Genomic DNA, 23,073 nt, shown 5'->3' on the forward strand with positions numbered 1-23,073 from the left:
ACTTGATTATTCGTTATCAAATGCTAACGATACGATTTAACTATCTTATCAAACAATCTCATTAGATTATTGAGCAGTAGTCGTATCTTCAGCCGTACCAGCATCCACATCACCATCAGCTTGCTCTGCGGTAAGCTCGGTATCTTCAACCGCAGCTTGGCTCACTGTGCCAGAAGCAGTGGCTGTACCAGCTTCAGCGCTAACCACTGCGCCACTTGTGTCTTCAGCAGGCGTGACGGTAGCGTCAGCGGCAGTTTCGGCCGCACTCTCGCCAGCACCTACTGTTGCGGTTGCGTCGGTATCAGTATCTGCTGACGCGGCTTCTGCGGTATCAGTTGCTGCTGTCTCTTCAGCAGCGATCGCTTCTGCTTCATCAGCCGCTGCCGAGGCTTCAGTCGTTTCAGCTGTGATGTGCTCACCTGCTGGACGCAAGAATGCTGAGACACCAATAATTAAGACAATACCCAAAAACAAGGCAATGCCGCCTAAGGCATACATAAACTCTTTTTTTGGATTGTTGTTGACGATATCTTCTGACATACCTTATCCACCTTGCACAAAATATTTGAAATTTTAGCCTATTATATCGCAATTTGTACTAATGTGTTAAAACCCTTAACTATTTGAAGGAATTATTATTTAGTACTCGCTCATAAGCCATTGATGATGCCCTTTTTATCTACCAATACGAGCGCGATCGGTGGCGCGTTTGCCAAGATAGCCCAGCAATAATAATAGCGCAGTGATAAATAAAACTGGGTAATTACCAAAACGCATAAATGGTGTATTGCCAATCCGTGCTTGTACATGACCTCGCAATACTGTGCGCTCAAACTGCGGTGCGCGCTCGACGATACGGCCTTTATGATCGATGATAGCCGTCACACCAGTATTGGTAGCTCGCATAAACCAGCGGCCATTCTCTAACGCGCGCATTTGTACCATTTGTAAATGTTGCAGTGGACCTGCCGATGTACCAAACCAAGCATCGTTTGAGATGGTCAATAAAAAGTCAGTACTGATGGCGTTTTTACGAGTGGTATCAGGGTAAGCAACTTCGTAGCAAACCGCCGCGCCTAGATTATGTCCGCGCACCTGTAATGGTAACTGCTCATCACTACCGCGGCTATAGCTCATGATGTCTTGGCTACCTGCCAAATTCGGTAGTATATCTAATAAGCCCTCAAATGGAATATACTCACCAAATGGCACTAAACGCTGTTTTTTATACAAGCCTTCTGCATCAGCACCTAACGCAACGACACTATTATAAAATGGAGGATATTTATCCTGAGTTTCATCAAACGCCGCCTCATCCTTGTACGGAATCCCTGTCACCCACGTAGTGTCAGTGGCTTTGGCCATTTTTACCATTTCATTGATAAAACCAACCGCTTCTGTCTGAAACATTGGAATCGATGATTCAGGCCAAAGGATAAGATCGCGCCCCCATTCTGTGCTCGTTAATTTGGCATAAATGTTGAGCGTTTCTACTTGATATTCAGTAAGCCATTTTAGATCTTGCGGTATATTGCCTTGAATCAAAGATACGGACAAATCAGGTGTACCCTTTGGCTTAGTCCACTGTGGATTGATCAACCACAATGACGTACTAATGATTAGCAAGGCGATTGCAACCACCATGTAACCGCCGCGACGACGTAACAGCTCAACGATACTTGCTGCCAATAGGATGGCGACAAAAGAGATAGCAAACACTCCAGCGACTGGCGCAAGTGATGACAACCAATACTGCTCAGTAAAGGCATAGCCGACGAACAACCACGGAAACCCTGTGAACAGCCATGTTTTCATCCATTCCTGTAGCACCCAAAGCGCGGCAAACGATAAAGGCTGCTTACCGACTACACGATTAAATAACAACGCTAAAAAGCCATGGAACAACCCCATGCCTAGGCCCATAAGCGCAATCATAATGAGTGCAAGCCATGCAGGCGTCGCTCCATAAACGTGAATGGAGGTATACAGCCAAAATGCGCCGACGCACCAAAGCCCCGTACCGTATGCTTGTCCGATGATAAATGCACGTTTACCAGTCATCGCTGGTAACAATAGACCATATAAAATAGCAGGCGACAATAGCGCTAATGGCCAGATATCATAAGGTGCGAGCGCAAATATGAATATTGCACCTGCAAGCCAAGCAATCAAAATAGTCAACCCAAGCGATAAGCGCTTAGGCTTATTGGGGTTTAAACGCTTTTGTAAATCCACAGTAGACAGGCGCATAGCTATTATCCGAAACCTTATTATTCAAAACGTTAAATCTGAGTTTACTTGTTTGACGGCGACTGTTTTTGACAGCAATCGGCTGTAAATACTCAAAATTAAGAATGCTTAAAATTAAATGCGCCCATGATACCAGCCTATATTCATTAATGGGTAAATTTGCGTAGTAAAAAGAGCATATACTAAAAAGCAAAAAACACGACCGCAGTCGTGTTCTTATCATACAAGTTTAATATGAATGCGTATGGCGCTTATCAAAGGCTATATCGACTATCTAATAATTGACTATCTTAAATAAGCCCTTGTCTAATAGCTAGATTATTATCAATAAGCTAATGGCTACCTATTAATAGACGCTGATCGTCAGTGGTTTTAGTCAGCTCTAGATTTTGAATAAAGCGTCCTTCTGCATCGATTACTTTGATTTTCCAATCGTCTATTTGTACGCTTTCACCTTCTAGGTCACCCACATAGCCAAGTGTTTGCATGACAAGACCACCCATCGTATCGACATCGGTATCATCAAAATGGCTACCTAGCTCATCGTTACAGTCTTCAATCACCGTAGACGCTTGTACTCGCCAAGTATTAGGTTTTTCGGGATCGGCGATAATATTATTAATATCACTGTCTTCATCAAAATCATCATGCTCATCAACAATGTCCCCGACGATTTCTTCTAACAGATCCTCCATCGTGACCACACCAGCGAAGTTACCAAACTCATCAACCACAATCGCCATATGTACTTGAGTACGCTGTAATGAGCGCAGTAACGTATCAGAGCGCGCAGTTTCACTAATATAAAGAGGTTGACGTACCAAGTCTTTTAGACGTTTGCTGTTGATTTTATCTTCTTGGTCACGCACCATGTGGACAAGAATAGGAATCAAATCTTTAGCAAGTAAAATACCGATAACGGCATCATCATCTTGACTGTCAAAGACAGGATAACGCGAATGCGTCGTATCAAGGATAATGTCCATCACTTCAGCAAGGCTATTGCTTTCGTGCAAGCCAATTACTTGCGGACGCGGTGTCATGATTTCACGTACTTGTGTGGCTGGCAAGTCCAGTACACCTTCGAGCATATCAACTGTATCTGGCTCTAAGAACTGACGGGAGTCTTGTACCAAACGAATCAATTCATCACGGGTTTCAGGGGCGGTCGATAGCCAGCGTTTTAAGCCGCGCATCGACCAACTACTCGGGCTTGGAGCATCGTCAGACATGGCGATATGAGTTAACCTCTTTAGTTTAGTATAAAAAATATGTTAATGGGTTGGGTCATGGAGAGTAAAATAAACAAGCCTAGGTATTATTAATTACAAGTATCGTTAATCATTAAGGATAGATAGACCAGTCTAAATTAGCTTCACTTTATCGCAAGCCAATCAGACATTCAACGACAAATTTATCCAAATTGTATTGTCAGTGTGTTATAAACTTTGCTATCGTCAACGACTTTACTTATCTAGCCCAAACTTATGTCGCTTCGCTCTCTTTTTTCTCGGCTTCGATCATCACGAAAACCCACTTTTGGTGCTTTTAAAGACAAGCGTCACCCTGTGCGCCAAACAAACGGTTGGCGATACAATATTGTCTCTTTTTTGGTCGTTCTTAGCCTATTGCTATCAGCATTTTGGCTACTGATGTTAATTGGATATCAGCTTGGCGCATACAATCCTCTAACTTGGCTTGCGTGTGTGTTAATTATCAGTTTACTTACATCGCTATTGCTCACAAAAACCAAGCCAAAGCTCGCAAGCAAAACTATCAATAATACGTTTCATCGATCCTTTTCACAAAGAACCATTATTACTTGGCTAGGAGGTCTGTATGCTGCTGTCTGGTTGCTGGGTCTGGGATGGTTTTTTTCCATTGAAGCTAAGCAAAGCCGCGACTGGATGCCTGAGGTTAGTCAAAGAGTCACCTACAAGCGTGATACCACAAACCCTGATTTGATAACCTTTACCAATGTGCGTAATTTTGATTGGCATACTAGCGAAGATGCGACTGAACGCTGGGAGACGCGTACAGTTGATATGTCTAAATTGTCCGGAGTCGATGTCATTAACTCTTATTGGATGGGGCCACTGATTGCTCATACCTTAGTCTGTTTTCGTTTTGAAGATGATCGTCCGCTTGCCTTCTCTTTTGAGATTCGTAAAGAAAACGGCGAAGCGTTTTCAGCGTTTGCAGGCTTTTTTAGACGTTACGAGCTCAGCCTCATTGCCTCTGAAGAGCGCGATATTATTTATACTCGTAGCAATGCGCGCGGTGAGCAAGTGTATGTGTTGCCTGTTAGCCATTTGCAGCAGTCGGAAGTCAGATCATTGTTTGAGTCATACTTGACCGCGGCTGACGAGCTCAATGCTAAGCCTGCTTGGTATAATACCTTAACCAGTAACTGCACCAATATTATTTTCTACATGGCGCGAATTGTTAGCGGCGAACGTCTGCCATGGGATTATCGAATTTGGGTATCAGGTTGGCTACCAAACTATCTATATGATGTCGGCATGCTCGATGCCAATCCTAACAACAGTGGTCAGCCTTGGTCGATGGCTACCTGGTATGAGCGTGCCCATATCAATCCAAAGGTTAGAGGTTTTGACAATCAGGCTAATCTAGACACTCAGGTTAATGGTAGCAGGTTTTCAGCTCAGATTCGCCAAGGTGTTCCCATACCGCCGCTGGCAGACTCGCAAGCCAAAGCCGACGCAGAAGCCAAGTCTGCTGCCAAGGCTTCTAATGATTAGTATTTTTAGTGGTTGGAAATCTCATCGAACAAGACTTTAAGCCAACTAAGGCGTAACCCAGTTAACCACTCGCGTCTCCATCTCCTCATCAGAGATACCAATCTCAGAGACGCAGCGCCCTGCCACCCCGACATTGGCCGCGCGCATTTGCTGCTGCGTTATGACGGCGTCTTGCGTTAATAGTAGATGCCAATCTGGTAGCGATTGACCTTTATACAAACGTTTGTATGCGCAATGCGCTGGTAGCCACATCATATTGGGCAAATTCTCAATCGTCAGTTGAATACAATCAGGTACGTACTCTTGGCGCGTAGCATAATGTCTACAATAGCCTGTCGCACAGTCCATGAGCTGACAGGTCACATCCGTATATTCAACCAGTTCTTCATCATCATCATCGTCCATATATTTAATCAAACAACAACTGCCACAACCGTCACACAATGCTTCCCATTCGCTATGATTTAACTCATCTAGACTAAATCGGGTCCAAAACTGTGGGCGTAGCGTTGCACTATCGGCCTCGTCGGGCTTTGTACTGGATGTTTTATCAGATACTTTTCTTGAAAATGAACTTGATGGATCTAACAAGTTTGGCCTCATGGAGTCATAGTAGGGTTTTATAAAGTCACAGTATCATTTTGATAAAGAGCGTTACAGTATTATAGCTGTTTTTGTTGGTCGTGGGCGTTAAGGTAGGACGAGTCAGACGATTGAATACGCACAAACACCCCTAAATAAACTTACAATATAAAAAAGGATAATAATATGTCCATTCAAACTTATGAATTAGTCAGCACGACAGACAATGGCGTTGAGCTTATTAGCTATGTTGCACTACCAGAAGATGCTTCTGATACCAACCCAGCGCCTGGCATTATGGTCGCACCAGAGTGGTGGGGCGTGGTTGACCATCCTAAGACCATCACCGAAAATTTGGCCAAGGCTGGTTATGCGGCCGTGGCGATGGATGTCTACGGTGAAGGCAAACTGACTGCAGATGCTGCCATGGCCAATATGTGGATGGAACAAGTGCTTGCAGACCAAGACATGCTAATGGCACGCTGCCGCCTAATCCTCAATGACTTTAGTAGCCAATTGGCAGTCAATGGCGATAATCTAGGCGCGATTGGTTACTGCTTCGGTGGTAAAGTTGTCCTCGATATGGCGCGCGAGGGTATGCCGTTGAAGGCTGTTGCTAGCTTCCACGGTAACTTAGCGCCAAAGCAGCCTGCAGATAATAACTTTAGCGCAAAAGTGCTCATCGCTCACGGCGCTGATGATTCTATGGTCTCTATGGACGCAGTAGCAGACTTCAAAAAAGAGATGGACAACGCAGGCGCTGACTACACTGTCGACGTTTATGATAACGCCAAACATGGCTTTACCAATCCAAATGCAGATGAGCGCGCTGCTAAGAACGATATTGATTTGGGCTACAACGAAAACGCAGCTAAGCAAAGCTGGGAAAATATGCTTGAATTTATGAAAACTAACTTAGGTTAATACCTTAATAGTCTTAGCTGATCAAAGTTAGAGTAAAACTCAAAGCGGAGCATGATATTCATGCTTCGCTTTTTTGTGCAAAAACTTCTATTAACTGTATAGATTTTTACTTGTTTAGGTCTTTTTTAAAACGCACTGTTTACGATAATACACTTAGGCAAATTAAAATAAAACAAGCAATCGACTTTAAGCGCATTCAACGTCTCATTGTGTAGTAAACTTAACCCCATCACAAAAGTAAAAGTTTATCATTCTACTTTTGGCACTCCATTTAAAGAAGGTTGTTATATCAATGAGTAACGCTAGTATTCAGTGGTTCCCTGGGCACATGAACAAAGCCCGTAACGAGATTAAAGAGATTATGCCAGAGATGGATGTCGTCATCGAGGTCATCGATGCGCGCATTCCATACAGTAGCGAAAACCCAATGGTCGCAGCGCTGCGTGGACAAAAGCCAGTCATTAAGATATTAAACAAAGCAGACCTTGCCGACCCTGATCAAACGCAAGCATGGATTGAGTATTTGGAAAGTCAAGATAAGGTAAAAGCCATCGCTTTTGATGATAACAAATCCAATGACGTGCATAAAATTGTTGAGCTGTGTAAGCGGCTAATCCCCAATAAGGTCGGTACTGGTAGGCAAATCAAGGTGCTGATCATGGGCATACCAAACGTCGGTAAATCAACCTTGATTAACAGTTTGGCTGGACGTAGTATCGCTAAAACAGGCGATGAACCTGCCGTGACTAAATCTCAGCAGCTGATCAAAATCGATAACGACATCATGCTTTATGATACACCTGGTATGCTCTGGCCAAAAATAGAAAACCCAAATTCAGGCTACCGCTTGGCGGCTACGGGTGGTATTAAAGATACGGCTTTTGACTTTGCTGATGTGGCAGGTTACACCGCTGAATATTTAATTGAAGCTTATCCTGAGCTGCTTAAAGAACGCTACAAAATTGAAGATCTACCACAGACTGATTGGGAGTTTTTCGAAGTTGCTGGCCGTAACCGAGGCCTGTTAAAAAAAGGTGGCATCGTTGATACCTACCGTATGTCGGAGATACTCATCAATGAGCTGCGCAGCGGCATATTGGGGCGCATTACTTTAGAGACGCCAAAAATGCGTGAAGCAGAGCTGTTATTGGTAGAAGAGATACGCGCACAGGCTGAAGCGAAAAAAGAAGCTAAGTTAGAGGAAAAGCGTTTACGTAAAAAGCGTGCGCGGAAGAATCGGAAGTAGGGTTGGTGTTCACTTAGAACTCATCAATATTTTATAAAGAAATGGGCCAAACTTGGCTCATTTTAAAGTAATACTTACTTTTCCTTATTAGAAGTATTTCTTAAATGGTATTTTCTAGCTATTTTTACCATAACCCATTCTCTTGCATCAACCCTCATCACACCCCATAAATAACCTTAATCATAAATTTCATATTCATTTTTTGATTTACAAGGAATACTCTTGCCTACTCAATTTTCTCAGTCAACCCAATCTCTAGATTCCTTTGCCCCACGCCTTCTCGATTGGTTTGCCGAAAATGGTCGCCATGACTTACCTTGGCAACAGCATCAAACCGATACACCCAATCCTTATGTTGTTTGGTTATCCGAGGTCATGCTCCAGCAAACACAAGTGACTACTGTACTGCCCTATTTTGCGCGCTTTATGGAGTCGTTTCCGACGGTGCAAGATTTAGCGGCAGCGGATTGGGATACAGTCGCGGAGCATTGGGCGGGGCTAGGCTATTATGCGCGCGCGCGTAATCTGCATAAAGGTGCAAAGCAATTGGTCGAGATCATTGATGAGACGGGCGACTTTCCGCAGAGCCTAGTAGGTTGGGAAGCGATATCTGGCGTTGGACCATCGACCGCTGGGGCAATTATGGCGATGGGACTACATCGTTATGGCGTCATCTGTGATGGTAACGTTAAACGCGTGTTGACACGCTGGGCAGCCATCGATGGCGATATTACCAAATCTGCGACGACTAAAGAGCTATGGGCATTGGCTGAACGTTTAACGCCAAAGGAGAGTTCAGGTTTATTTGCGCAAGCCATGATGGATATGGGTGCAACCTTATGTACGCGTAGCAAACCTGCTTGCTTATTGTGTCCACTACAAGATGATTGCTTGGCACATGCGCAAGGGCGCGAGACTGAGTACCCTGTTAAGGCAAAAAAACAGCCCAAACCAAGCAAGTTTAGCAATGCGTTATTGATTAAAGATGCAGGTGGCAACATTTTATGGCTACAGCGTCCTGATAATGGCATTTGGGGTGGATTGTGGAGTTTGCCTCTACAGTTTGTAGAGAAAATTAACGGCGAAGCCAATGGTAAGACGACTGGTAAAAAACAAGCTGCGGACAATGCTAAGCAATCAAATGTACCAATCGACGTACGTAGCAATGAGAAAGTATACGAAGCGGAATTTACCACCGCTGAGCAGATTATTTATGAATGGCTAGCAAAGAATGACTTGGTAACAGAATCCGTAAGTCACTCTTTACTAAATGACACCCCGATTAAGCATTCACTAACTCATTTTCATTGGTATTTGACACCGCATCAGCTAACAATTGATTCTACAAAAGTAGTAGCGTTAAATGCCAAGCTAAATGCTGCCGAAATAGAGTTTAAATGGCTCACAGCGCAGCAAGCTAAGGACAGCTTAGGACTACCGCGCGCAATGGGGAAAATCATAGAAGGTTAAAATTTAGGATGGTGCTGCGCTTAAGACTTTTTAAGACTTAGGCACGCGCAGACGCATCAAGCCCTCTTGTTGCACAGTAGCAACGAGTTTGCCATCTTGCCAAAACTGACCGTGGTTTAGCCCCATCGCATTGGATGTTGTATCACTCCACATGTCATATAACAGCCAATCATTTATATCAAAACTGCGATGAAAGTGCATTGAATGATCAATGCTAGCCGCTTGTAGGCCACTGGTCATAAAGCTGATGCCATGGGACATAAGCCCCGTTCCCACTAGATAAAAATCAGAAGAAAATGCCAATAGCGCTTGTTGAATCGCAACTGGTTGCGAGCCTAATTCACGTATGCGTAACCAGCTGGCTTGTTTGGGTTTGGTTGGCACAGGATTTATAGGGTCACGCGGTTTGACAGGCTTAATCTCCACATGACGACGACGCATAAAACGAGCTTTGAGCGCATCTGGTACTTTGCCCACATAACTCTCTTTTAGATCTTGCTCAGTCTGTAAATCTTCAGGTGGTGGATAAACAGGCATGTTTTCTTGATACTCTAAACCCTCTTCCATTGGTGCAAATGAGGCAATCATCGAAAATATGACCTGTTCAACAGGTGGCTTACCACGGACTTGTTTATACTGAATCGCCGTCACTTCGCGTGCTGACAAGCTACGGCCGTCACGTAAGCGCCTTACTTGATAAATCACTGGTTGATTGATATCACCACCGCGCAAAAAATAACCATGTAGCGAGTGACAAGGCTTATCTGTATTTAATGTATGAGCTGCGGCCATCATAGCTTGAGCAAGTACTTGCCCGCCAAATATACGCGTACCAACGTAATCATGGCTTTTGCCTTCAAACACATCTGGACTGACTTCGATAAGTGCCACTGTAGCGAGCAACTCATCAATCAGTTGTGAATAATAGGACATGGCAGTAATTTTCCTTGTTTTTGAGCGACCATTACTGGAGAGCAGTGTTAATACGTGAGCGCGTAAGGGAGTTTGTTTGACACTTAGAAACGGTGTTTGACTTTAAAATAGAAAACATCTTAACCAATATTGTAGGCTTTGACCAGTTGCCACACGCTTACTCACTCGCATTAACTTGACTACTTAGGTTAGAGTTTATTTATATGAATATATAAATAAACTCTACGTCATTGTAATATAAATTATTGAATGAATAATGATGTAAAAAAAGAGACGCTACTCAATACCTCTTTCGACCATGCTTACGATAGTTATGGCTTCACGGTAACTAGTACACGAATAGAATCCGGTACTAGTGATAAATTTGCTAGCGCTTGCTCACCTTGCGCTTGCAACTGCTCTAGACGCTCAACTTCTTCAGGACGCACATTAGGGTTAATAGTTTGCAGGTGCTTGAGACGTTTGATCTCACGTGACCATTGCTGATTAAAGCGTGCACTTGCTTGCTCACCAATGTCCGCTAACTGTGCTCGTGCGATCTCCTCAGCTTCATAATAACGACTCTCAATCACATCACTGCGTACTTTGACGACTTGGCGCGCGCGGGTTTTGTCCAAACGGTCAATATGTGGCATAATCATCTCGCTACTGATACGCGCAGACAAGTCACTTCCTTGCTCACTGATAAAGACACGAATGTTCTGAGTAGGTAGAGTAGCTGGTAGGTTAAGTAACTTTGGCGCAATCGCTTCAACCCTAAAATGAACCTCAAGCATAATCATACCTTGAGGAATGGCATTGCTCTTGAGCATCGCCACCGTCGTATTGCCAAAGGTACTCGTGCTGGCAAGCTCATAAATCGATCGCATCAATGGATGTTCATGGGTGACAAAATCGATGTCTTCGCGCTGCAGCGCAAGATTGCGATCAAAGGTCAACGTCATACCTTCTTCATCACCAAGTGGCAACCCTTCAATATACTCACTAACTTCGGTGCTATCAAGCGGTGCAAGCACCCAAGAACCATCGCGCTGGATACTGTAATCGACATTGGCTGATGCCAAAAAGCGCTCAATAAAGGGCGGTAGTACATTATGAGCATCAAAATCATGCATCGCATCTGCAATACGCCCAGCGACGCGTGGACGGCATGAGTTGTATTCGAGCAGACGATCACGCCCTGCTTGCAGCTGCGCTTCTAGCGCCAAACGCATTTGTAGTGCTTCAGCAATGAGGTCTTGCAAAGCAGCACGGTTTTCAGCGCTATCAGCGCCTTCAAGTAGCGGTTTGAGCGTTTGAATATACTGTTCTTGCACGCTTTGAGCAGTCGGAGATATCTGATTGAACATATTTAGTGCGCTGCTATACCACTGATATAGACGCTCTTGCGCGGTCCCTTGTACATAAGGAACGTGTAGCTTGATTTGCTGTGTTTGCCCAATACGATCTAGGCGACCAATACGCTGCTCTAACGTATCTGGATTAGCAGGCAGGTCCCATAGTATCAGCTGACTTGCAAACTGAAAATTACGACCTTCAGAGCCAATTTCTGAACACAACAATATTTGCGCGCCTTCTCTATCGGCGAAGAACGCTGCCGCTTGATCGCGCTCAAGTAGTGTCATCTGCTCAGTAAAGATGGCAGTCTTAATACCAGCATGTAAACGCAATACTGCCTCTAAGCTTTCTACGGTTGCACCACTACGAGCAATCAGCAATACTTTTTCGTGTTTAAGCTCACCTTTTAATATATCAATCAACCATGGCACACGTGGATCATCTTCTAGCCAGCCGCCATCGGGCTGATTTTCTTCACCCCACAGCTGCTCACGCAGCTTGCCATTGGTTTGATAGCTGTTCTGCCACGCCTCAGGTAACGGTAAAGGATATGGCTGACTGCTACGTCCATAGAACCCTTTGACACTCTCACGAGTATTACGGAACAACACCCGCCCTGTGCCATGACGATCTAATAGCTCATTAAGGGCATAAGTACGTAGTTTGTCATCTTCATTAATCGTTGCCAACTCGTCGGCACTCAAATCCAACAGGGCAGTTAATGCAGCGATTTGTCCGTCATTTAACGGCTTATCGTCAATCAAAACCCTAGCCACTGCTGCAGTTTCAGCAAAGGCTTCTTGACCGGCAATAAACTCATCCAAATCATCAAAGCGATCAGAGTCGAGCAAACGCAAGCGCGCAAAATGACTTTGTACACCCAGCTGTTCAGGCGTGGCCGTTAGTAACATCACACCAGGCGTTTCTTCAGCGAAGTCAGCTACTAAGTCATATTTCTCATTGCCGCCCGTTGCTTCATCCCAGTGCAAATGATGCGCCTCATCGACGACTAACAAATCAAATCCGGCCTCTATCGCTTGATCATATAAGTCAGGATGGTCAAGCAGCAGATCCATGCCAGCGATGATACATTGCTCAGTGGCAAACACATTTTGCTCAGGATCATGCTCTTTAATCGCTGCAGTACGGACCAAATCAAACAAAGCAAAGTTTAGGTTAAAGCGGCGACGTAATTCAACCATCCATTGATATTGCAAACTATCAGGAACCAATACTAAAACGCGCTCAGCTTTACCGGTTAAAAGCTGCTGATGAATAATAAGACCCGCCTCGATGGTTTTACCAAGGCCTACCTCATCGGCAAGTAACACACGCGGTGCAATACGCTTACCGACTTCGTGGGCGATATACAGCTGATGTTCAATAATATCGACACGCGCTCCCATCAAACCCTTTAGCGGATGTCCTGCCAGCGCTGATTGCATACGCAATATATCTTGACGCAGCTCATACCAGTCACCGCGCTCAATACGACCTGCCAACAGTCTTTCAAGTGGCTTTGCTAAAGTGATATTTGCCGCAAGACGAGTTTCCATGATGCCTTTTTCGTGCTCATCGACACTGTATTTGAGCACGCCCATCACTTCATCAACCGCAGTGACCGTATAGCTATTTCCTTGTTGATCACTGATACTATCACCAACCTTAAACACGACACGTGACAACGGTGCAGAGTTTTTTGCATACACTCGCGTCTCTTCGCTTTGCGGGAATAAGATATGTACACAGCGGTCGTCTACATCAATAACCACGCCCAAGCCAAGCTCGGACTCAGTGTCAGATAAATGGCGTTGACCAACGGCGAATTCGGTACTATGCAATGAGGCGGTGGAGATAGTCATAAGGCGATGTCTTTTGTACTCAGATGATAAGAAAATGGGCGACAACAACATCGTACTACTCTTAAATCAAGCACAATGAAGTTGTTACGATAGTCAGCACTATCGTTTGAAGATGCATATATTAACTTAGTTAAGCGACGTTTTAGCAAAACCAGTCAAGTGCACCATTATATAACGTTACCGGCTAAATGCGTGCAATAAGTTGGTTTTTCAAGTGCAGATCGATGAGGAATATAGATAATAAAATGAGTGGTGTTTTACGAAACTTATGGTGAGGATTATACCTACAGTAATAAGTTGCCATAAGTTAGTAGTATCTATAACCATTATGACAACTAACATCCTTACGCTTACTGACGTATTTTTCAATTTTCGCTCAAAGCATGCTACATTGAGTCGTTACTGACAAAAGCAGCACATAATATCTTGTTACCCGAAATAGTATGCTTTGTTTTATGGAAAAATGTCCAAACACCACCTATTCTATTCATCGTCATAAAAACACTACAAGAGACTTTATAAATTAAAAAATTTTATAAATAAGGATTAATTATGCAAGCAGTTTTTTTAGATAAAGGAACATTCTCTGATGGCGTAGACTTGCCAGCACCCGCAGGCGTGACTGACTATATCACTTATGATGACACTTCTGCAGACATCAGCCTCATTATTGAGCGCTGCCAAGATGCTGACATTATCTTTACCAATAAAGTTCAGATTACTGCTGACGTGATTGCTAATCTCCCTAAACTTAAGCTCATTCAGCTGACTGCCACTGGCATGAACAACGTCGATCAAGAGGCGTGTAAAGAGCACAACGTTACTTTATATAATGTCGCAGGCTACGCGGTCAAAAGCGTTCCTGAACATACCTTTATGCTTATGCTAAACGCAATGCGAGCTGGCATTTATTATCACCAAAAGGTGGCTGATGGCACATGGCGAGACAACGGCAACTTTTGTCTGCTTGATGTGTCTCTTGTAGATTTAGAAGATAAGACTCTAGGGATTATTGGTGTCGGTACTATCGGTAAGCGTGTGACCGAAATAGCCCGGGCGTTTGGTATGACAGTATTGTGGGCAGAGCATCAAGGACGCACACCGCGTAATGATGACTATACCGCCTTTGAAGAGGTACTCGACCAATCTGATGTGATAAGTCTGCACTGTCCATTAAATGAGCAGACTAAGCATCTTATTAATCAAAACACCTTAGCAAAAATGAGCAAACAACCTTTGCTAGTGAACGTCGCTCGCGGCGGCATCGTCGATAGCCAAGCCCTAGCGGTTGCTGTCCATAATGAACAAATCCTTGGCTACGCAACGGATGTCTTTGAACAAGAACCTATCACAGCAGATGACCCACTATTAAGTATGAGCGATCATCCACGCGTGATATTTAGCCCGCATAATGCGTGGGGTAGTAAAAGCGCACAAGAGACTCTCTGGCAAATATTAAGTAAGCAAGTGGCAGATTTCGTCACCGATTATCAATAAATATTTAACGGGTAAAGTGTAGCCAGTTATCTTCGATTTTACGGTATTTAAGCATGATGCGGTCACTTAAGTAGTTGTTCGTCACCTGCCATGGATAGCGATCGCCCTGCTTGGGTAGCTCATCTTTTGCACGGCGTACATAGCCTGCTGATAGCGCACCAAGAACCGTATCTGGCTGCAATTGCACCTGTTCTTTATCGGTTATAGCTTGTGGGCAGACGACATCATAACGGTGCTTTTTCATATGCTTGAGTACTCTGACCACATATTGACACGCCAGATCTATTTTTAGCGTCCATGACGCATTGGTGTAGCCAAACATCATCGCGATATTGGGCACGCCCTCAAGCATCACAGCTTTATAAGTCATGCGCGCACCGACATCGATAAGCTCACCATCGACATATAGCGCGGCCCCGCCTAGTATCTGGAGCTTGAGTCCTGTTGCGGTCACAATAAGATCTGCTTCTATATGCTTGCCAGATGTTAAGGCGATACCCGTCTTGGTAAAATGACTGATTTGATCGGTCACGACCTCTGCTCTTTTGCCATGTAGTGCAGTAAATAAGTCGCTATCAGGTACCGCACACAAACGCTCATCCCACGGATTATAAGTAGGCATAAAGTGAGCAATATCGACACCGCTGCCTTTCAGCTCTTTTTTGACGCCATGTTTTAATACTGCTTTTAGGACGTTAGGCGCATGAGTAGCAAATTGATACAGACCTTGTTGCATTAGGACATTGCGTGTACGCAGTAAGGTGTACGCCTGATGCTTTGATAAAGGTGAAAACTTACCCGCTAGCCAGTCAAGTGCATAATCATCGCCTGGCACACTGGCTACATAAGTCGGTGAGCGCTGTAGCATGGTTACACGACGCGCACATTGCTCACCATTTTCATCGACTAGCGCTGGTACTAAGGTCATCGCAGTCGCACCACTACCAATCACTACGATATTTTTATCGTTATAATCCACATCTTGCCAATACTGTGGATGCACGATATCACCTTGGAATTGTTCCTCATTCTCAAAATGTGGTCGATATCCTGCATCATAGTCATAATAACCAGTTGCACCAACGATGAATTTCGCTGTCATCGTATATACTTCACCGCTAGCATGGTTTTTGACCACGACGGTCCACTGTTTAGCAATACTTGACCAAGATAGTTGCTGCACGTCATGTTGATAGCGTATATGTTTTTCAACCCCAAACTCGCGCGCGGTATCTGCTATATAGCTTTTGATGTCATCACCTTTAGCTAGCATCTTATGATCTAACCATGGACGAAAACTATAACCAAAAGTCAAAGCATCAGAGTCCGAACGAATACCAGGATAAGTAAACAAGTCCCATGTACCACCCAAGTCTGCACGCTTCTCTAATATAATAAATGGCTTGGTAGCTTTATCTTTAACACGCTTTTTCGTCTTATTGAATAGCTTTTGATGGTTTTGCTGCAAGCGACACGCCATACCGATTCCGGAAATACCAGCACCAATGATTAAGACCTCATAATCCGCCGTCACGTTCGATTGAGATTTTGAGCGCGTCAGACGAGCTTTGGTCATATTTTTTATAGAATCAACACCGATCATCATCTCATCCTATTTTAGTAACTGATTATCCTAAATTCATAATATATAGCTGTTACTACTCTCTACGCTACTAAATTAACGCACTAAACTTGATTTGATATTCTTAAAGATGCGCCACGTTTAAAACGGTATTGCGCTTTCCCAGTCCATCCAAGCGCCAAGTACAGGATGCTTTAGACGTAGCTGCTGGGCATGCAAATTTAAACGCGGTGCAATTTTTAATGCCAGTCCTTCTGCATAAATGGGATCACCGATAATGACATGTCCTGTATGCACCATATGCACGCGCAATTGATGGCTACGTCCTGTCACTGGTTTTAGCGCAACACGAGTGACTGCTTGACCGTTACATTGTTCATAAGCGAGTACCTCATACAAGGTCAAGGCATTTTTACTCCAATCATGATCAACGATATGTCGCGGCTTAGTTGTCGGCTCATATCTTACGGGCACGGATATTTTTCCCGTTGCCCCTATCCTCTCCCAAGTACCAAAAACCCGCGCTTGATAGGTCTTTTGCGGCAACCTATCAATGAATTGTTTACTAATATTAGTCTGAGCCGCCGAATTTTTTGCAAATATAAGCAGGCCTGAGGTATCCATATCCAAACGATGAATAAGTTTTACATCAGGATTGGCACGTTCAAGTCGAGCCAATAAACTGACCTTTAAGGTCTTACCATCAACACTTAATAGCCCTGCAGGCTTGTCTACTACCCAAATATCATCATCTTCATAGACGGTAATTTCTTGCGCAAATTTTTGAAAAAACGCCAAGGGATACTGAGTTTCTTGTAAATTCATGGCAGCGATGTCATCATCGGTAAAAGGCATAAAAAATGGCTACTTATATAAATAGGTTTAAATGAGGTAAAAAGGCATAATCAGTCGTCTAGGCGTTTTTACTGACTAAAACATAAGGACAATCTGCTACAAAGATGTAGTGTCTGTTAATTTGTGTTTCGATTTATTGTACTAATACTAGTTGTTAAGCATTTTAACCACCGTTTGTCTGTCAAGAGTTGGCAAACATGCTAATATAATGGCACATTTTCACTTCCATTCAATACTTCTTAAGCCGTAAGTAGATAATTAATGGGATAAATATAAGTCACTTGTCTTGTACAGCAATGAGATATTTATACTTAATTTACCAAACTACTTTTATCTATTACTGGTAAAAGATGATACAACAAGAGAGAATAATTATGTCAGACCTTATTGTTAATACCACTGATACAGATTTTGACCAAGACGTATTGCAATCTGATGTCCCAGTTTTAGTAGACTTTTGGGCAACATGGTGCGGTCCTTGTAAGTCAATAGCGCCTATCTTAGAAGATTTGGCCAACGACTATCAAGGTAAAGTAAAAATCGTCAAAGTCGATGTAGACAATAACCCACAAGCAGCAAGCCGCTTTGGTATCCGTAATATCCCAACTTTATTCGTCTTTAAAGACGGCGAAAAGGTAGATTCAGTAATGGGTCTACAGCCAAAATCTGAACTTGCTAAAGTACTTGATAAGCACTTATAAATTGCGCATCAACAACGCCGATTATTTGAATAAATAATCGAAATTGGCCATTATCTGTACAAGATGATGGCTTTTTTGCGTCTTTGTTAGCAAATAAGTGAATTATGCAAATTTTTTAACAAAAATAATTGACAAGCCTAACTTTAAAACCGTATAGTCTGCTGTCAAGAGAAACATAAATTTTTTCTGATGCGTCTTAACGCTATTCTCCTCGTGTTTATCAACACAAAACACAGTTGTATACTGAACGAAATTACTAACTATAATTATTGATATGGAGCTTTCATTGCAAGCTTTTATATCCCAAACTCTTATATAGTCCTCTTTATATTCACATTTGTCATCCTGACACAGTTTTGCGCAGCTGATGATAATCTGACACATAAAAATCAATGCTATATAAATCTCAACTCTGTGCACACATCCTATCGCTACACTATCGTTGTTTTAATCAATGTCGTGGGTTGTGCTGCTAATGGCAGTTCTCACCCGATAAATCGTTAATGACCTACCTATGAATTTAACTGAATTAAAGAAAAAATCAATCACTGAGCTACTGGCTATTGCCAAAGAAATGGGTCTTGATAATATGGCACGTAGCCGTAAACAAGACATTATCTTTGCGATACTAAAAACGCATGCTCGTAATGGTGAAGCTATTTATGGTGATGGCGTACTTGAAGTCCTACCGGATGGTTTTGGCTTTTTGCGCTCATCAGAAGGCTCTTATCTGGCAGGCCCTGATGACATTTATGTCAGCCCAAGCCAAATCAGACGTTTTAGCTTAAAGACAGGCGACAGTATCGCTGGCACCATTCGTCCACCAAAAGACTCCGAGCGTTACTTTGCATTACTAAAAGTAGGCGAAGTCAACTTCGATACGCCAGATCGCTCACGCCATAAGCTCATTTTTGAGAATCTAACACCGCTATTTCCTACCGAACATCTTAAGCTTGAGCTTGGTAACGGTACGACCGAAGACTTGACTGGACGTATTATTGATCTGATTGCACCGATTGGTAAAGGTCAACGCTCTATTATCGTCGCTCCCCCAAAAGCAGGTAAAACTGTACTATTACAGACGATTGCCCAATCCATCACTCGTAACAATCCTGAATGCTATCTGATTGTTCTGTTGATTGATGAGCGTCCAGAAGAAGTGACAGAAATGGTACGTACAGTACGCGGCGAAGTGGTCGCCTCAACGTTTGATGAACCGCCGCAGCGTCATGTACAAGTCGCTGAGATGGTCATCGAAAAAGCCAAGCGTTTGGTTGAACACAAGCAAGACGTTGTCGTTCTACTGGACTCTATCACACGTCTTGCTCGTGCTTATAACACAGTCATCCCCTCATCCGGTAAAGTATTGACTGGTGGACTTGATGCCACTGCGCTTGAGCGACCAAAACGCTTTTTTGGTGCAGCACGTAATGTTGAAGAAGGTGGCAGCTTAACCATTATTGCTAGTGCTCTTATTGATACTGGTAGCAAAATGGACAGTGTTATCTTTGAAGAGTTCAAAGGTACTGGTAACCAAGAGATCACTCTTGAACGTGATTTGGCCGAAAAACGCGTCTTTCCAGCAATCAATATCAAGAAGTCAGGTACTCGCCGTGAAGAGCGTATTCTTGATGAAGATAAACTGCGTAAAGTTTGGATACTCCGTAAGTTATTGCAACCGATGGATGGTGTTCAAGCAACTGAATTCTTACTAGATCGTCTAAAAGAAGCTAAGACAAATGATGAATTCTTTGAACAAATGAAGCGTAAATCTCAAAATTAAATAAATTAGCTTCCATTTGTGTACAGTTTATTTTCAAATGATTTTAAACGAAATAGTTCTATGTAACATAGATAATTCAAAATCAATAAGCGTTGTTATCTTTAATCTCTATGGTAGCGTTTAAAAGTATTAGCTTATTGTTTGATTGAATACAAGAATTATCAGTAAAAGCACTACCAATGACACAGTGAAGCAACATAAATTACAGGGTGTTTGCAAAGCTTAGCCAATCTACTACGACTCTATTAGTTTTATAAGTATAATATTATCTACAGTATAAATAAGCTTTACGTAATATACTTTGTGTATTTTAATTTTGATTATTTAATAGGTGATAACATGAAATTTGCTAAATCTATTGCAATGACTGCTCTTGCAAGTTCAGCTTTAATTATGACTGGTTGTAATTCAACTGGTGGATATGGCGGATACAACAGTGGTGTAAGTAATACTGCTAAAGGTGCAGCTGCAGGCGCTGCGGCTGGTGCTCTTATTAGAAGTGGTGGTGATAGCAAAGACATCGCTCGTGGCGCACTTGGTGGTGCTGCGGTTGGTGGTGCTGGTGCCTATATTCTTGAAAACAGTAGATAATAAATAAGTTATTATTTGTCATCGCTTTATTTATTATATATTCTAGATGTTTTTTATTTTAAATGTATTTAATTTATATAATATAAGCTGAATTAATAAAAGACCTACAATTGTTATTGTAGGTCTTTTATTGTTTGTTGTTTGTTGTTTATTATTCTTTAGCCTTTATATTGTCATCACCTATAAAGCGCCACTAAATGTATCACAAGATTGTACATTACCACTCTCTAAACCACGAGTGAACCATTGCACGCGTTGTTGGCTAGTACCATGGGTAAAGCTATCTGGTGTCACCGCACGACCGCTTGCCCGTGCAAGACGATCATCACCAATCTGACTTGCAGCATTGATTGCTTCGTCTATATCACCTGGCTCCAAAAACTGTACACGCTGTTGATTGCGCTGTGCCCAAACTCCTGCAAAGCAATCAGCTTGTAACTCCTGTAATACAGATAACTTATTAGCTTGTGTACGAGTCACTTGACGACTTGCTTCATTGACTTGCTGAGATATACCAAGCAACGTTTGTACATGATGCCCAACCTCATGAGAAATAACATAGGCTTGCGCAAAATCACCAGCTCTTCCTTGATTTTCGATATCACCTGAACCCTGCTGATCACCAGAGATACCAAGATTTTGACGCATTTCTGCAAAGAACGATGTATCTAAATAGATAGTCTGGTCGCCTGGGCAGTAGAATGGCCCTGTAGCAGCAGTAGCACTACCACAAGCTGAACTTACTTGGCCATTAAAAAGAATAAGTGAAGGCTCTTGATACATTTGCCCACCTTCATTAAATATTTGATGCCATACCTCCTCTGTATCAGCCAATACTACTTTGACAAACTGTGTATCACGATCGTCACCCGTAGCTGGCTCTGTTGAGGTACTAGTACCACCGCCTGTTATCACTTGTCCAGTTTGCAACGCTGTCATTGGATTTACGCCAAAAACTAGCCATAAGATACCAGCTATAATAATACCGCCAATACCCCCACCGATCATTTTTCCGCCACCTCTACTGGTACGAACGTTAGAGCTACCTCGTCTGCCTTGCCATTTCATAATGCATCCTCTAAATTGATAAAATATGTTGTTGTAATTATAACTATTGATAAGTCATAAAAATATATTGCTATCAAACCTAATTTTATAAATAACTAATATCACAATTTTCCAATTCATTCTTTAAATTACTTTGAATATGTTTTTCTTGGTATAATTTTTCTACTGTTTATCTAACTATTACTCGAACAACTGCACAATAAATAGTTTATATAAAACCAGTTCAATACATTTTGTTGTACATACTAAAGAATTTTACGCTTCTTTAACCTTAGTTACAAAAGCTATCTATTAGTTGTTGATAATTCTGTGTTCCAATTGATTATACGGAAAACTTTTACGTAAGTTGTATTAAAAATTATATCGAAATGACATTAACAAAGTTTATTCACTATTTTATTGTTACTTAATTGTACATTCTCTTCTCATTTGAAAAGAAAACATATAGAATGCGTGAAAGCTAAGTAGCTGTACTTAGGATTGGTTGACTTTCGAAATAATTCGGACGTTCAACCCTTTGTTGTGGCTACTGCTCATTTTATTTTACGGAGATTATCTTATGAAACTTAAATTACTTGCTCTTGCTGGTATCATGACTGCTTCTATGGGCTTAACTGCTTGCGACAGCAGCACAGAAAACGCTGCTGAAGACTTATCTGACGCACAAGAAGAAGTGCAAGACGCACAAGAAGAGCTTAACGAAGCTGATGCTGAAGGCGAAGTTGTTCCTGCTGATGCCGAAGCTGCTGCTGCCGATGCTGAAGCTGACATTGCTGAAGCACAAGCTGCAACTGCTACTGACGAAATGGACGCTGAAGTTCCTGTAGACGGTACTAGTACTAGCATGGACGTAGCTAGCGAAACTGATACCGCTGCTGTTGATGCTGCTGATGAAGTTGTCGTTGTTGAAGAGCCAGCTCAGTAATTTTTGCTACTCATGTATTAGAATATATTGATAAAAAAAGAGAGCCTATGCTCTCTTTTTTTGTACGTAATATTTAAATTTATTGATAATTATTTATTATATCTGAAAGTGTTTTTCAAGAATATAGATATTTAACTTCTGATAACGTCACCTGTGACCATCAATCCTTCCTACCTATTATTCCCAAATTTAATCTTCAAACTCATTACTATTGATCAAATAAATGCTCATCTACTTTTTGACGAAATTTTTGCCCAGTCTTAAACGTTACTACACGGCGAGCAGACACCGCAACAGGCTCTCCTGTTTTAGGATTACGTCCTGGACGACTATTTTTGTCTTTAAGCTCAAAATTGCCAAAGCCTGAAAGCTTGACTTCTTTGCCTTCAATCAAACTATCTGATAACTCATCAAAAAAATTCTCAACCAAACAGCGCCCTTCTTGCCGCGTCAAGTTAAGATGATTCATCAAATGCTCGATCATGTCAGATTTAGTTAAGGTACTCACAAGTACGACTCCTATGCTATGTCGAGATATCGGGTATCATGGTTTAGCGGTATGACTACTATATAAAGGGTCAGTGATTTACTGATTACAGCCATAAAATGGCCGCATCTTTAAATCAAGTTTAGGCATTATAAAGTATTTTTACTCAATTTTTAACAAATCTTGAAATAAATCTCTTTATTAATAGTCACTTAGC

The 23,073-nt window shown here is 42.4% G+C and carries 19 protein-coding genes; 9 read left to right on the forward strand and 10 right to left on the reverse strand.

Going from position 1 to position 23,073, the window contains the following annotated elements; all coding sequences use genetic code 11:
- Nucleotides 1-66 precede the first annotated feature (66 nt).
- The 3 genes from BTV98_RS09605 to BTV98_RS09615 all read right to left on the reverse strand — a co-directional run bounded on the left by BTV98_RS09605 (nucleotide 67) and on the right by BTV98_RS09615 (nucleotide 3,482).
- A complete protein-coding gene (locus BTV98_RS09605; RefSeq protein WP_075103481.1) occupies nucleotides 67-540 on the reverse strand; it encodes a hypothetical protein in 474 nt (157 codons plus the stop codon).
- 135 nt (nucleotides 541-675) lie between these two features.
- Complete coding sequence (gene lnt / locus BTV98_RS09610) at nucleotides 676-2,250, reverse strand: apolipoprotein N-acyltransferase (protein ID WP_075103482.1); 1,575 nt, start codon at nucleotides 2,248-2,250, stop codon at nucleotides 676-678.
- 332 nt (nucleotides 2,251-2,582) lie between these two features.
- Nucleotides 2,583-3,482, reverse strand: a complete 900-nt coding sequence (locus BTV98_RS09615; RefSeq protein ID WP_058369575.1) for a CBS domain-containing protein — start codon at nucleotides 3,480-3,482, stop codon at nucleotides 2,583-2,585.
- Between the two features lie 336 nt (nucleotides 3,483-3,818).
- On the opposite strand from BTV98_RS09615, the gene BTV98_RS09620 reads away from it, so the two are divergent.
- Nucleotides 3,819-5,012: a DUF4105 domain-containing protein gene (locus tag BTV98_RS09620; protein WP_256713888.1), complete on the forward strand. Its 1,194-nt coding sequence runs from the start codon at nucleotides 3,819-3,821 to the stop codon at nucleotides 5,010-5,012.
- A 45-nt stretch (nucleotides 5,013-5,057) separates the two neighbouring features.
- Here the strand turns inward: BTV98_RS09620 and BTV98_RS09625 are convergent, their stop codons facing one another.
- Nucleotides 5,058-5,615, reverse strand: a complete 558-nt coding sequence (locus BTV98_RS09625; RefSeq protein WP_075103484.1) for a YcgN family cysteine cluster protein — start codon at nucleotides 5,613-5,615, stop codon at nucleotides 5,058-5,060.
- A 165-nt stretch (nucleotides 5,616-5,780) separates the two neighbouring features.
- Here BTV98_RS09625 and BTV98_RS09630 point away from each other — a divergent pair, with 165 nt between their 5' ends.
- The 3 genes from BTV98_RS09630 to mutY all read left to right on the forward strand — a co-directional run bounded on the left by BTV98_RS09630 (nucleotide 5,781) and on the right by mutY (nucleotide 9,234).
- A complete protein-coding gene (locus BTV98_RS09630; protein WP_075103485.1) occupies nucleotides 5,781-6,518 on the forward strand; it encodes a dienelactone hydrolase family protein in 738 nt (245 codons plus the stop codon).
- Nucleotides 6,519-6,810: 292 nt separating this feature from the next.
- On the forward strand, nucleotides 6,811-7,764 hold the full coding sequence (gene ylqF, locus BTV98_RS09635) for a ribosome biogenesis GTPase YlqF (RefSeq protein ID WP_075103486.1): 954 nt from the start codon (nucleotides 6,811-6,813) through the stop codon (nucleotides 7,762-7,764).
- 222 nt (nucleotides 7,765-7,986) lie between these two features.
- The gene (gene mutY / locus BTV98_RS09640) at nucleotides 7,987-9,234 is read left to right on the forward strand and encodes an A/G-specific adenine glycosylase (protein WP_075103487.1); all 1,248 of its coding nucleotides are present in this window, start codon (nucleotides 7,987-7,989) and stop codon (nucleotides 9,232-9,234) included.
- Between the two features lie 30 nt (nucleotides 9,235-9,264).
- Here mutY and BTV98_RS09645 read toward each other — a convergent pair whose 3' ends face one another.
- Nucleotides 9,265-10,167: an acyl-CoA thioesterase II gene (locus BTV98_RS09645; RefSeq protein ID WP_075103488.1), complete on the reverse strand. Its 903-nt coding sequence runs from the start codon at nucleotides 10,165-10,167 to the stop codon at nucleotides 9,265-9,267.
- A gap of 311 nt (nucleotides 10,168-10,478) precedes the next feature.
- Entirely contained in the window at nucleotides 10,479-13,367 is a 2,889-nt protein-coding gene (rapA, locus tag BTV98_RS09650) for an RNA polymerase-associated protein RapA (protein ID WP_075103489.1), read from the reverse strand.
- Between the two features lie 552 nt (nucleotides 13,368-13,919).
- On the opposite strand from rapA, the gene BTV98_RS09655 reads away from it, so the two are divergent.
- The gene (locus tag BTV98_RS09655) at nucleotides 13,920-14,864 is read left to right on the forward strand and encodes a D-2-hydroxyacid dehydrogenase (RefSeq protein ID WP_075103490.1); all 945 of its coding nucleotides are present in this window, start codon (nucleotides 13,920-13,922) and stop codon (nucleotides 14,862-14,864) included.
- 4 nt (nucleotides 14,865-14,868) lie between these two features.
- Here BTV98_RS09655 and BTV98_RS09660 read toward each other — a convergent pair whose 3' ends face one another.
- Together BTV98_RS09660 and BTV98_RS09665 are read right to left on the reverse strand one after the other, a co-directional pair.
- Nucleotides 14,869-16,470, reverse strand: a complete 1,602-nt coding sequence (locus tag BTV98_RS09660; RefSeq protein ID WP_256713889.1) for an NAD(P)/FAD-dependent oxidoreductase — start codon at nucleotides 16,468-16,470, stop codon at nucleotides 14,869-14,871.
- A 117-nt stretch (nucleotides 16,471-16,587) separates the two neighbouring features.
- Nucleotides 16,588-17,301, reverse strand: a complete 714-nt coding sequence (locus BTV98_RS09665) for an RluA family pseudouridine synthase (protein ID WP_075103491.1) — start codon at nucleotides 17,299-17,301, stop codon at nucleotides 16,588-16,590.
- Nucleotides 17,302-17,675: 374 nt separating this feature from the next.
- Between BTV98_RS09665 and trxA the strand changes: the two genes are divergently transcribed.
- From trxA to BTV98_RS09685, 3 genes are all read left to right on the forward strand, one after another.
- On the forward strand, nucleotides 17,676-18,002 hold the full coding sequence (trxA, locus tag BTV98_RS09670) for a thioredoxin (protein ID WP_075103492.1): 327 nt from the start codon (nucleotides 17,676-17,678) through the stop codon (nucleotides 18,000-18,002).
- Between the two features lie 514 nt (nucleotides 18,003-18,516).
- Nucleotides 18,517-19,785: a transcription termination factor Rho gene (gene rho, locus BTV98_RS09680; protein WP_075103494.1), complete on the forward strand. Its 1,269-nt coding sequence runs from the start codon at nucleotides 18,517-18,519 to the stop codon at nucleotides 19,783-19,785.
- Nucleotides 19,786-20,124: 339 nt separating this feature from the next.
- Nucleotides 20,125-20,376: a hypothetical protein gene (locus BTV98_RS09685; RefSeq protein ID WP_075103495.1), complete on the forward strand. Its 252-nt coding sequence runs from the start codon at nucleotides 20,125-20,127 to the stop codon at nucleotides 20,374-20,376.
- A gap of 180 nt (nucleotides 20,377-20,556) precedes the next feature.
- Here the strand turns inward: BTV98_RS09685 and BTV98_RS09690 are convergent, their stop codons facing one another.
- The gene (locus BTV98_RS09690) at nucleotides 20,557-21,444 is read right to left on the reverse strand and encodes a neutral zinc metallopeptidase (protein ID WP_075103496.1); all 888 of its coding nucleotides are present in this window, start codon (nucleotides 21,442-21,444) and stop codon (nucleotides 20,557-20,559) included.
- A gap of 559 nt (nucleotides 21,445-22,003) precedes the next feature.
- On the opposite strand from BTV98_RS09690, the gene BTV98_RS09695 reads away from it, so the two are divergent.
- Nucleotides 22,004-22,369, forward strand: a complete 366-nt coding sequence (locus tag BTV98_RS09695) for a hypothetical protein (RefSeq protein WP_075103497.1) — start codon at nucleotides 22,004-22,006, stop codon at nucleotides 22,367-22,369.
- Nucleotides 22,370-22,577: 208 nt separating this feature from the next.
- Here the strand turns inward: BTV98_RS09695 and BTV98_RS09700 are convergent, their stop codons facing one another.
- Nucleotides 22,578-22,877 carry an integration host factor subunit alpha gene (locus BTV98_RS09700; protein ID WP_058369589.1) on the reverse strand — a complete coding sequence of 100 codons (300 nt, stop codon included), beginning with the start codon at nucleotides 22,875-22,877 and terminating at the stop codon, nucleotides 22,578-22,580.
- Nucleotides 22,878-23,073 lie beyond the last annotated feature (196 nt).

This window comes from Psychrobacter sp. Cmf 22.2 (assembly GCF_001921745.1).
Taxonomy (GTDB): domain Bacteria; phylum Pseudomonadota; class Gammaproteobacteria; order Pseudomonadales; family Moraxellaceae; genus Psychrobacter.